Origin of the sequence: Pseudomonas sp. PA-6-3C (genome assembly GCF_021605825.1) — a bacterium.
Lineage (GTDB): Bacteria > Pseudomonadota > Gammaproteobacteria > Pseudomonadales > Pseudomonadaceae > Aquipseudomonas > Aquipseudomonas edaphica.
The window spans coordinates 25102-36821 of sequence record NZ_WKDV01000054.1 but is presented as its reverse complement, the minus strand read 5'-3'; the positions used below and the strand labels follow the sequence as shown (position 1 = coordinate 36821).

Sequence of the window (11720 nt, the reverse complement as noted above, 5' to 3'; positions counted from 1 at the left end):
ACACTGGCTGGTGCTTGTTTTTCAAACCGTTCTAAAACCTTTTCCCACATAGCTTCGTCGTCCTGACTGAATTGATTAGGGGATTTTAAACCAAGACCTTGAAAGGCATGGCTGTAAGAGCGGAACCCTACTCAGCCGTTATCGCAGCAACGGATATGTACACCACCAAAAGACCGCCATCGCAGGCAACCCAGCTCCCACATGTAAATTGTGTTGCACATCAGCATCAAAGCGCAGCCTTGACCAGCATCCCCGCAGCCACCACCACACACAGACTGGCAAAGCCCACCTGCAACGCCCGCGCCGGGATCACCGAACACAAACGCCGACCAGCCAACATGCCGACAATACTCGCACCGATAAACACCCAGCCCATCGGCTCAATGCTCACACCGGCCTGCATCGACCCAGCCACGCCGATCAGCGAAATCAGGCTGATCACCATCAAAGAGGTGGCGACAATCCCGCGCATCTGCACATCGGTCAGTTGCTTGAACGCCGGCACGATCAGGAAGCCACCGCCCACGCCAAGCAAGCCCGACACCGCGCCAGTCACGGCCCCCAAAGCCGCCAACGTGGCACTGCATTTGGCAGTCCAGGCCAGGCGCCCGGTCTGCTGGTTGAGCATGCAGTTTTTCTGGCCCCAGGACGCGGCGCCATGGTCGCTTGGCCCGGCCTCGACCTTTTCGCGTTGCAACATGCGCCACGCCACCAGCACCATCAAGGCGCTGAACAGGCCCATCAGCAGGTGTTCGGGCAACTGGTGCGCAATAAACACACCCAGTGGCGAAAACAGCGCACCGAGCAAGGCGATCAATAACGCGGCGCGGTAACGCACCAGGCCATGGCGCAACCCGTCAATGGCGCCGACCGCCGCCGCCGCGCCCACGGCGAGCAACGACACCGGCGCCGCCTGGGTCATGGTCAAGCCCAGCCCCAGCACCAACGCCGGCACTCCGAGGATGCCACCGCCCGCGCCGGTCAGGCCCATGACCAGGCCCATCAATAAACCCAACAGACTTGCCAGCAGCATTTAATCCACCTTGCTCAGGCGGGTCAGCCACTCGCGGCCCTTGAGCATGCCGTTCCAGTAGAACCACGGCAGCAGCGTGGCCTTGAGGAACCACATCGAGCGACGTGCCTGGGTCGGGTCCAGCGGGAAGGTCGGCAGCAGCTTGCCGCCATAGCCGAACTCGGCCAGCACCACCTTGCCCTTCTCCACCGTCAACGGGCAGGAACCATAGCCGTCGTACTTGAGCGGCAGCGGCGCCTGTTTGCGCAGGGCCAGCAGGTTTTCGGCCACCACCACGATCTGCTTGCGCACGGCGGCTGCGGTCTTGGCGTTGGTGGTGCCGCACACATCGCCGAGGCCGAAGATATGCGGGTAGCGCAGGTGTTGCAGGCTGTGCGGGTTCACCTCGCACCAACCGGCGGGGTCGGCCAACGAGCTCTGGCGGATAAAATCCGGGGCAACCTGCGGCGGGACCACGTGCAACAGGTCGAAGGATTTTTCTTCGACGGTGGCCTTGCCTTCGGCGTCTTTGACTTCAAACCAGGCTTTGCGCGCCGGGCCATCGACCTTGACAAGGTTGGCGTTGAACGCCAGGCGGGCGTTGTATTTCTCTACGTACTTCATCAATGGCGGCACAAAGGTCGCCACGCCAAACAGCGCGGCGCCGGCCAGGTTGAATTCGACGTCGATGTTTTTCAGGTTACCCTGCTTGAGCCAGTGATCGCAGGACAGATACATGGCTTTTTGCGGCGCGCCTGCACATTTGATCGGCATGGCCGGCTGGGTAAAGATCGCCTTGCCGCCTTGCAACTGCTGCACAAGCTGCCAGGTGTAGGCCGCGTGCTCGTAGCTGTAGTTGGAGGTCACGCCGTTCTGGCCAAGGGTCTGTTCCAGGCCGTCGATTTTTTCCCAGGCCAGGCGCAGGCCGGGGCACACGATCAGGTTGTTCCAGCTCACGCGCTGGCCGTTGTCGAGCACCAGGGTTTGCTCGTCGGGCAGCAACTCGGCGACAGCGGCCTGCACCCAGGCGACGCCATTGGGCAGTACGTCGGCCAACGGCCGTCGGGTCTTTTTCAGGTCGTAGGCGCCGCCACCAACCAGCGTCCAGGCTGGCTGATAGCAGTGATAGTCGTTAGGTTCGATCAGGGTGATGTTCAGCTGCGGGTCGCGTTTGAGCAAGCTGGCCAGCAGGCCGATGCCTGCCGAGCCGCCGCCGATGACTACGATGTCGCCACTGATGGTCGGTCCCCAGTGTTGCTCGGTCATGGTCTTTTGCCTTTTATCGTCAATGCACACAAGGGTCGCTGCCGTATGGCGTCACGCCCAGCTTTTTATGACCGCGCCGCAGTACAAGCCGGACAAGGTCTTCATCACTTGAATCACTTCGTGGCTGGCCAGCCCATAGAAAATGTATTTACCTTCCCGACGGGTGGCGACCAACCCTTCGTCACGCAAAATGCCCAACTGTTGTGACAGTGTGGGCTGACGCACACCGGTCATGGTTTCCAGCTCGCCGACGTTGCGCTCGCCCTGGGTCAACTGGCACAGGATCAACAGGCGGTCCTCATTGGCCAGTGCCTTGAGCAAGGAGCACGCCTTGGACGCCGATGCGCGCAACTGGGCGACTTCGCCCTCACTCAGAGTAGATTCCATTTGCCTCGGGTCCTTTATGTCACTTAAGCTCAAAACATTATGTGTAAACGTAAACTGATTGTAACCACTTTTTTCGCTTCCGGGGACCGCCGCCATGCCAGCGTTGATTCAAGCCTTTCTGGACGAGGCATCGTCGACCTTCACCTACGTCATTTATGAACACGATGGCGGCCCGTGCGCCATCGCCGATTCGGTACTCAATTACGACCCCGCGTCCGGGCGCACGGATACCGCCCAAGCCGATAAAGTCATCGCGTTCGTGCGTGAGCACGGCTTGCAGGTGCAGTGGCTGCTGGAAACCCATGCGCATGCCGATCACTTGTCCGCTGCGCCTTACCTGCGCCGCACGCTTGGCGGCAAAATCGCCATCGGCCAATCCATCAGTAAGGTCCAGGATGTCTTCAAGAGCCTGTTCAACCTGGAGCCGGAATTCCGCGTCGATGGCTCGCAGTTCGACCACCTGTTTGCGCCGGATGAAATCTTTCATATCGGCAACTTGAAGGCCCAGGCGCTGCATGTGCCTGGCCACACCCCGGCCGACATGGCGTACCTGATCGACGGTCGTTTGATTCTGGTAGGCGACACGCTGTTCATGCCGGATGTAGGCACCGCGCGTTGCGACTTCCCTGGTGGTGACGCGCGACAGTTGTATGCGTCGATGCGCAAGCTGCTGGCCTTTCCATTGGAGACTGAACTGTACGTGTGCCATGACTACCCGCCTGAAAGCCGCGAGGCCAAGTGCCTGACCACGGTCGCCGAGCAGCGCGCGGGCAATATTCATGTGCATGACGGGGTGGATGAGGCGGCGTTTGTAGAGATGCGCACCCAGCGTGATGCCGGGTTGGGAATGCCGACGCTATTGCTGCCGGCGATTCAGGTAAATGTGCGCGCGGGGAATATGCCGCCGGCGGAAGCAAACGGGGTGACGTATCTGAAGATTCCGCTTAACCAACTGTAAAAAGCGCCGATTCCTTTGTGGGAGCTGGCTTGCCTGCGATAGCGATGCATCAGTAACCCGTGTGTCAACTGGCCCACCGCTATCGCAGGCAAGCCAGCTCCCACACTTGTCCTGTGTTGTGTCAGGAACCCAGGCTGATGCCATTAGCCGGCAACGGCAGCGCGGTCTTGTAGCGCACCTGCTTGAGCGCAAAGCTCGAGCGAATATTGGCCACGCCCGGCACCTTGGTCAGAAAGTCCATCATGAAACGCTCCAGCGACTGGATCGTCGGCACCAGCACCCGGATCAGATAATCCGGGTCGCCCGCCATCAGGTAACACTCCATCACTTCCGGCCGGTCAGAAATCGCGCCTTCGAACTGCTGCAATGCCAGTTCATTCTGCTTTTCCAGGCTCACATGAATGAACACATTCACGTGCAGCCCCAGCAGATCGGCGTCCAGCAACGTGACCTGATCACGGATAAGCCCCAATTCCTCCATGGCCTTCACCCGGTTAAAGCATGGCGTGGGCGACAGGTTGACCGAACGGGCCAGGTCGGCGTTGGTAATGCGGGCGTTCTCCTGCAGGGCATTGAGAATGCCGATATCGGTACGGTCCAGTTTGCGCATGAGACAAAATCACCTGTTTATTATGTTTATGCAGTTTTTTTATCCGCAAATGGTCTTGAGCGCAATGAAACACAGATAAATATTCTTCTACGCCACGCCTATGATGTTTGTAGGACAAGATTTCTCCTATCCGGAGACTGACTGTCAGCTAGCGCGCCCACTACAAGAAATTCACAAGATCGAGCGTAGAAAGCCATGAACCAGCCGTATGCACCACTGCGCCTGCACGTTCCCGAACCCTCGGGCCGCCCAGGCTGCAAGACCGACTTTACCTACCTGCGCCTGACTGACGCAGGTACGGTGCGCAAACCCGCCATCGACGTAGAACCCGCCGACACCGCTGACCTGGCCAAGGGCCTGATCCGCGTGCTTGACGACCAGGGCCAGGCTCTTGGCCCGTGGGCTGAAGGGGTATCCGCCGAGATCATGCGTAAAGGCATGCGCGCCATGCTCAAGACGCGCATCTTCGACAACCGCATGGTGGTCGCACAGCGTCAGAAAAAAATGTCGTTCTACATGCAAAGCCTTGGCGAAGAAGCCATCGGCAGCGCCCAGGCCCTGGCCTTGAATATCGACGACATGTGCTTCCCCACCTACCGCCAGCAAAGCATCCTGATGGCCCGCGAAGTGCCGCTGGTGGACCTGATCTGCCAACTGCTGTCCAACGAGCGCGACCCGCTCAAGGGCCGTCAGTTGCCAATCATGTATTCGGTCAAGGACGCCGGTTTCTTCACTATTTCCGGTAACCTCGCCACCCAATTCGTGCAAGGCGTGGGCTGGGGCATGGCCTCGGCGATCAAGGGCGACACCAAGATTGCCTCGGCCTGGATCGGCGACGGCGCCACCGCCGAATCGGACTTCCACACCGCCCTCACCTTCGCCCACGTTTACCGCGCGCCGGTGATTCTCAACGTGGTCAACAACCAGTGGGCCATCTCCACCTTCCAGGCTATCGCCGGCGGTGAAGCCACCACCTTCGCCGGACGCGGCGTGGGTTGCGGCATCGCCTCCCTGCGTGTGGACGGCAACGACTTTATCGCCGTGTATGCAGCGTCTGCCTGGGCCGCCGAGCGTGCGCGCCGCAACCTTGGGCCAACCCTCATCGAGTGGGTCACCTACCGCGCCGGCCCGCACTCCACCTCGGACGATCCGTCCAAATACCGCCCAGCCGATGACTGGAGCCACTTCCCGCTCGGCGACCCGATTGCGCGCCTCAAGCAGCACCTGATCAAGATTGGCCAGTGGTCCGAAGAAGAGCACACGGCAGTCAGTGCCGAGCTTGAGGCCGAAGTGGTCAAGGCGCAGAAAGAAGCCGAACAGTACGGCACCCTGGCCGGCGGCCAGATTCCAAGCGCCGCGACCATGTTCGAAGACGTTTATAAAGAGATGCCGGAGCACTTGAAGCGCCAGCGTCAAGAGTTGGGGGTCTGACATGAACGATCACAACAACAGCATCGAATTGGAAACCGCCATGACCACCACCACCATGACCATGATCCAGGCCCTGCGCTCGGCCATGGATGTGATGCTTGAGCGTGACGATAACGTGGTGGTGTTCGGCCAGGACGTCGGCTACTTCGGCGGCGTATTCCGTTGCACCGAAGGTTTGCAGAACAAGTACGGCAGCTCGCGGGTGTTTGACGCGCCGATCTCCGAAAGCGGCATCGTCGGCGTTGCCGTGGGCATGGGGGCCTACGGCCTGCGCCCGGTCGCCGAGATTCAATTCGCTGACTACGTGTACCCGGCCACCGACCAGATCATCTCCGAAGCCGCCCGCCTGCGTTATCGCTCGGCCGGCCAGTTCACCGCACCCTTGACCATGCGCATGCCGTGCGGCGGCGGCATCTACGGCGGCCAGACCCACAGCCAGAGTATTGAAGCGGTGTTCACCCAGGTCTGCGGCCTGCGCACGGTGATGCCGTCCAACCCGTATGACGCCAAGGGTCTGTTGATCGCCTCGATCGAAAACGACGACCCGGTGATCTTCCTCGAGCCTAAGCGCCTGTACAACGGCCCGTTCGATGGCCACCACGATCGCCCGGTCACACCCTGGTCCAAACACCCGCAAGCGCAAGTGCCGGACGGTTACTACACCGTGCCGCTGGACGTGGCCGCCATCGTGCGTCCGGGCTCGGCGGTGACGGTGCTGACCTACGGCACCACCGTATACGTGTCGCAAGTCGCCGCCGAAGAAACCGGCATCGACGCCGAGGTCATCGACCTGCGCAGCCTGTGGCCGCTGGACCTGGAAACCATCGTCAACTCGGTGAAAAAGACCGGCCGTTGCGTGGTGGTGCATGAAGCCACCCGCACCTGCGGCTTTGGTGCCGAACTGGTGTCGCTGGTGCAAGAGCATTGCTTCCATCACCTGGAAGCGCCGATCGAACGCGTCACCGGTTGGGACACGCCCTACCCGCACGCGCAAGAGTGGGCCTATTTTCCAGGGCCGTCCCGCGTGGGCGCGGCGTTGAAACGGGTCATGGAGGTCTGAATGGGCACGCACGTTATCAAGATGCCGGACATTGGCGAAGGCATTGCAGAAGTTGAACTGTCGGTATGGCATGTAAAAGTCGGCGACCTGGTGGTTGAAGACCAGGTGCTGGCGGATGTGATGACCGACAAGGCGATGGTGGACATTCCCTCGCCGGTGCACGGCAAAGTGATTTCTCTGGGCGGCGAGCCCGGCGAAGTCATGGCGGTGGGCAGTATTTTGATCAGCATTGAAGTCGAAGGCGCCGGGAATGCCAAGGATGCGCCGGTGGTGGCTGAGCCGGTGAAAGCTGCGCCAGCGCCAGTGGTTGAAGCCAAGCCTGCGCCTGTGGCCGAAGCAAAGCCAACCGCCAAACCCGCTGCGGCACCGGTTGCGCGTGACGCAAACGAACGCCCTTTGGCTTCGCCTGCCGTGCGCAAACACGCGCTGGATGCCGGGATTCAGCTGCGTCTGGTGCAGGGCAGCGGCCCGGCGGGTCGGGTGCTGCACGAAGATCTGGACGCTTACCTGCAACAAGGTGCAACCCAGGCTTCGGCAACCGCCAACCCTTACGCCGAACGCAACAGCGAAGAACAGATCCCGGTGATCGGCATGCGCCGCAAGATCGCCCAGCGCATGCAGGACGCCACCCGCCGCGCCGCGCATTTCAGCTACGTGGAAGAAATCGACGTCACGGCGCTGGACGAGCTGCGCGTGCACCTTAATGAGAAGCACGGCGCCACACGCGGCAAATTGACCTTGCTGCCGTTTATCGTGCGCGCCATGGTCGTGGCGTTGCGCGACTTCCCGCAGATCAACGCACGCTACGACGACGAAGCCCAAGTCATCACCCGCCTGGGCGCGGTGCATGTGGGCGTCGCCACCCAAAGCGATGTGGGCCTGATGGTGCCGGTGGTACGTCACGCCGAAGCCCGCAGCCTGTGGGGCAACGCCGAGGAAATCGCACGTTTGGCCAGCGCCGCGCGCAATGGCAAGGCCAGTCGCGATGAACTGTCGGGCTCGACCATCACCCTGACCAGCCTCGGCGCGTTGGGCGGCATTGTCAGCACGCCGGTGCTGAACCTGCCGGAAGTCGCCATTGTCGGCGTCAACCGCATCGTTGAACGGCCGATGGTAATCAAGGGCCAGATCGTGGTGCGCAAGATGATGAACCTCTCCAGCTCCTTCGATCACCGTGTGGTCGACGGCATGGACGCGGCGCAATTCATCCAGGCCATTCGTGGCCTGCTCGAACAACCCGCCAGCCTGTTTTTGGAGTAAGGCATGTCTCAGACATTGAACACCACGCTGCTGATTATCGGCGGCGGCCCTGGCGGTTATGTGGCGGCGATCCGTGCCGGCCAACTGGGCATCCCGACCATTCTGGTCGAGGGCCAGGCGCTGGGCGGCACCTGCCTGAACATCGGCTGCATTCCCTCCAAAGCCTTGATCCACGTGGCCGAGCAGTTCCAGCAAACCGTGCACCACAGCCAAGGGTCGCAACTGGGCATTGAAGTGGATGTGCCGACCCTGGACATCCGCAAGAGCGTGGAATGGAAAGAAGGCATTGTTGATCGCCTGACCACCGGCGTGGCCGCCTTGCTCAAGAAGCATAAAGTGCAGGTGATCCACGGCTGGGCCAAGGTGGTGGACGGCAAGACCGTCGACGTCGGCGACCAGCGCATTCAGTGCGAGCACCTGCTGCTGGCCACCGGCTCGAAAAGCGTCAACCTGCCGATGCTGCCGATTGGCGGGCCGATCATCTCGTCAACCGAAGCACTGGCGCCGACCCGCGTGCCCAAGCGCCTGATTGTGGTGGGCGGCGGCTATATCGGCCTGGAGCTGGGCATTGCCTATCGCAAGCTCGGCGCCGAGGTCAGTGTGGTCGAGGCACAGGAGCGTATCCTGCCGGCCTACGATGGCGAACTGACGCTGCCGGTGGCCGAATCGCTCAAGCAGTTGGGGGTCAAGCTGTACCTCAGCCACAGCGTCACCGGTTTCGAAAACAACAGCCTGCAGGTACGTGACCCGAACGGCGACACGCTGTCGCTGCAAACCGATCAGGTGCTGGTGGCCGTGGGCCGCAAACCCAACACCCAGGGCTGGAACCTCGAAGCGCTGAACCTGGCGATGAACGGCGCGGCGATCAAGATCGACAACCGTTGCCAGACCAGCATGCGCAATGTGTACGCCATCGGCGACCTGAGCGGTGAGCCGATGCTGGCGCACCGGGCCATGGCCCAGGGCGAGATGGTCGCCGAACTGATCAGCGGCAAACACCGCGAATTCAACCCGGCCGCCATCCCGGCGGTGTGCTTCACCGACCCTGAGCTGGTGGTGGTCGGCAAGACCCCGGACGAAGCCAAGGCGGCCGGCCTGGACTGCATCGTGTCGAGCTTCCCGTTTGCGGCCAATGGCCGGGCGATGACCCTGGAGTCTAAAACCGGCTTTGTGCGCGTGGTCGCGCGGCGTGACAACCACCTGATTGTCGGCTGGCAGGCGGTGGGGGTTGGTGTGTGCGAGCTGTCTACGGCCTTTGGCCTGTGCCTGGAGATGGGTTCGCGCCTGGAAGATGTGGCGGGCACGATCCATGCGCATCCGACCCTCGGCGAAGCGGTTCAGGAAGCGGCTTTAAGAGCATTGGGGCACGCGCTGCACCTGTAAAACCGTGGTGAGGCCATCGCAGGCAAGCCAGCTCCCACAGGGCAATGTATTCCAAATGTGGGAGCTGGCTTGCCTGCGATAGCGGTGTATCAGCCAATACACACGCTCAATGGTCCGCCCACCTGCTCCCACACCGGCCAAGAATGAAGTATTGTTGCGCCCATCCAGTAAAAAACCGACAAGCCTGCCTTCGACCAGGCGGTTGACCAGAGATAGAGGGTGTCATGGGTAACGAAAGCATCAATTGGGACAAGCTGGGTTTTGACTACATCAAGACCGACAAACGGTTTCTCCAAACCTGGAAAAACGGCGAGTGGCAAGCGGGCACCCTGACCGACGATAACGTGCTGCACATCAGCGAGGGTTCCACCGCCCTGCACTATGGCCAGCAGTGCTTTGAAGGCCTCAAGGCCTACCGCTGCAAGGACGGCTCGATCAACCTGTTCCGTCCGGACCAGAACGCCGCCCGTATGCAACGCAGCTGCGCACGCTTGCTGATGCCGCATGTGACCACCGAAGACTTCATCGAAGCCTGCAAACAAGTGGTCAAGGCCAACGAGCGGTTCATCCCGCCGTACGGCAGTGGCGGCGCGCTGTACCTGCGCCCGTTCGTGATCGGCACCGGTGAAAACATCGGCGTGCGTAGCGCACCGGAGTTTATCTTCTCGGTATTCGCCATCCCGGTCGGCGCCTACTTCAAGGGCGGCCTGGTGCCACACAATTTCCAGATCTCCACGTTCGACCGCGCCGCGCCACAGGGCACCGGCGCCGCCAAGGTCGGTGGCAACTATGCCGCCAGCCTGATGCCGGGCGCTGAAGCAAGGAAATCCGGTTTCGCCGACGCGATCTACCTGGACCCGATGACCCACTCGAAAATCGAGGAAGTCGGTTCGGCCAACTTCTTTGGTATCACCCGCGACAACCAGTTCATCACACCGAAGTCGCCTTCGGTGCTGCCAGGCATCACCCGCCTGTCGCTGATCGAACTGGCCGAGACCCGCCTGGGCCTGAAAGTGGTCGAGGGCGACGTGTTCATCGACAAACTGGACCAGTTCAAGGAAGCCGGCGCCTGCGGCACCGCTGCCGTGATCTCGCCAATCGGCGGCATCCAGTACGACGGCAAGCTGCACGTGTTCCACAGCGAAACCGAAGTGGGCCCGATCACCCAGGCGCTCTACAAAGAACTGACCGGCGTGCAGACCGGCGACGTTGAAGCGCCAGAGGGTTGGATCGTCAAGGTCTAACCCCAAAAAACGCAAAACCCAATGTGGGAGTGGGCTTGCCAGCTCCCACATTTGCTTGCGGTGTGCTCACAAGTCCTTGGGAATATTCACCGCAATCTTCTTGCCCATGCTGATCCTCGGCTCCACCCCATACCCCAACGCCTCGTAGAACCCCACCACCGCGTCATTGCCGCCCGTAATCTGCAGGTTGATCTTCATGCAACCCAACGCAGTCAACGCCTGCTCGGCATAGCGCACCAGCGAAGCACCCAGGCCCTGCCGACGATAATCGCGGTGCACCGCCACCGAATACAACCAGCCGCGATGCCCGTCATAGCCGGCCAGAATAGTGCCGATCACGGCCTTTTTATCCGTCGCCACAAAGAACAACCCATCGTTTACCGCCAGCTTTTTGTCGATTGCCAGGCTTGGCAGGTTGTGCGCGGTGTCATAGCCAAACGCCTGCTGCCACAGCGCCACCACCTGGGATCGGTGCGGACGATCGCGATATGGCCCGATGGGATGGCGCGATAACAAAGCCTTTTCCATCACGAGCGTGCGCTCATTGCCATGGTAAACGTCGCGTACCGTGTGAAAGCCCAGCTTGGTATAAAACGGCTCGGCCGTCAGCGATGACGGCACGCTCAGGACCGTCACCCCGGCTTCAACGGCCCGCAGCTCAATCTCGATCATCAGCAGCCGGCCAATGCCCTGCCCTTGCAATGCCGGGTTGACGAATACCGAGCGCACCACATTGCCATCAAGGGCGGCGGTGGCGACGATCATCTGATCCTGGGTCGCCACCAGCACCACCCGGCGCTGGAGCAAGGCCAGCACGGCGTCGGGTGTGAAGTTGCTGGCTACCCGAGCGATCACCTCCGCCGGGTAGTCCCGCGCATTGCTGCTGTGCAAGGCTGCCAGGATGACCTGGCTGATGCCCTCGGCATCGGTGGGTTGGGCAAGACGAACAGCGGTAGACATGCATTCTCCTTCCTGGCTCGGGTTTCACGACCGCCACCATACTAATGTGGGAGCTGGCTTGCCTGCGATAGCGGTCTGTCAGTCAGCGCATCTGGCGCAGACAGACCGCCATCGCAGGCAAGCCAGCTCCCACAGTTTGATTGCATTTC

The 11720-nt window shown here is 61.2% G+C and carries 11 protein-coding genes; 6 read left to right on the top strand and 5 right to left on the bottom strand.

The genetic code is table 11. The annotated features are described in order from the left end of the window. Positions 1 to 226: 226 nt before the first annotated feature. The 3 genes from GIW48_RS26590 to GIW48_RS26580 are packed head-to-tail and all read right to left on the bottom strand — an operon-like array spanning position 227 to position 2665. On the bottom strand, positions 227 to 1033 hold the full coding sequence (locus GIW48_RS26590; RefSeq protein WP_017136251.1) for a sulfite exporter TauE/SafE family protein: 807 nt from the start codon (positions 1031 to 1033) through the stop codon (positions 227 to 229). Further along, positions 1034 to 2278, bottom strand: coding sequence for an NAD(P)/FAD-dependent oxidoreductase (locus GIW48_RS26585; protein ID WP_236447926.1), 1245 nt, complete (start codon positions 2276 to 2278; stop codon positions 1034 to 1036). It lies immediately after the preceding gene. A 51-nt stretch (positions 2279 to 2329) separates the two neighbouring features. Further along, positions 2330 to 2665, bottom strand: coding sequence for an ArsR/SmtB family transcription factor (locus GIW48_RS26580; RefSeq protein ID WP_017136253.1), 336 nt, complete (start codon positions 2663 to 2665; stop codon positions 2330 to 2332). A gap of 94 nt (positions 2666 to 2759) precedes the next feature. Here GIW48_RS26580 and GIW48_RS26575 point away from each other — a divergent pair, with 94 nt between their 5' ends. Further along, a complete protein-coding gene (locus tag GIW48_RS26575; RefSeq protein WP_017136254.1) occupies positions 2760 to 3623 on the top strand; it encodes an MBL fold metallo-hydrolase in 864 nt (287 codons plus the stop codon). A 121-nt stretch (positions 3624 to 3744) separates the two neighbouring features. On the opposite strand, the gene bkdR is transcribed toward GIW48_RS26575, so the two are convergent. Continuing rightward, a complete protein-coding gene (gene bkdR, locus GIW48_RS26570) occupies positions 3745 to 4233 on the bottom strand; it encodes a Bkd operon transcriptional regulator BkdR (protein ID WP_017136255.1) in 489 nt (162 codons plus the stop codon). A 195-nt stretch (positions 4234 to 4428) separates the two neighbouring features. On the opposite strand from bkdR, the gene GIW48_RS26565 reads away from it, so the two are divergent. The 5 genes from GIW48_RS26565 (at position 4429) to GIW48_RS26545 (ending at position 10611) form a co-directional block, all read left to right on the top strand. Beyond that, positions 4429 to 5664: a 3-methyl-2-oxobutanoate dehydrogenase (2-methylpropanoyl-transferring) subunit alpha gene (locus tag GIW48_RS26565; protein ID WP_017136256.1), complete on the top strand. Its 1236-nt coding sequence runs from the start codon at positions 4429 to 4431 to the stop codon at positions 5662 to 5664. A gap of 1 nt (position 5665) precedes the next feature. Continuing rightward, positions 5666 to 6724, top strand: coding sequence for an alpha-ketoacid dehydrogenase subunit beta (locus GIW48_RS26560; RefSeq protein WP_138450567.1), 1059 nt, complete (start codon positions 5666 to 5668; stop codon positions 6722 to 6724). Further along, positions 6725 to 7984, top strand: a complete 1260-nt coding sequence (locus GIW48_RS26555) for a dihydrolipoamide acetyltransferase family protein (protein ID WP_138450569.1) — start codon at positions 6725 to 6727, stop codon at positions 7982 to 7984. A 3-nt stretch (positions 7985 to 7987) separates the two neighbouring features. Continuing rightward, positions 7988 to 9367 (top strand): dihydrolipoyl dehydrogenase, encoded by a 1380-nt coding sequence (gene lpdA, locus GIW48_RS26550; protein WP_236462864.1) that lies wholly within the window; start codon positions 7988 to 7990, stop codon positions 9365 to 9367. Positions 9368 to 9591: 224 nt separating this feature from the next. Continuing rightward, positions 9592 to 10611 (top strand): branched-chain amino acid aminotransferase, encoded by a 1020-nt coding sequence (locus GIW48_RS26545; protein ID WP_017136260.1) that lies wholly within the window; start codon positions 9592 to 9594, stop codon positions 10609 to 10611. 66 nt (positions 10612 to 10677) lie between these two features. On the opposite strand, the gene GIW48_RS26540 is transcribed toward GIW48_RS26545, so the two are convergent. Then, entirely contained in the window at positions 10678 to 11571 is an 894-nt protein-coding gene (locus GIW48_RS26540; RefSeq protein WP_236472977.1) for a GNAT family acetyltransferase, read from the bottom strand. Positions 11572 to 11720: the final 149 nt, after the last annotated feature.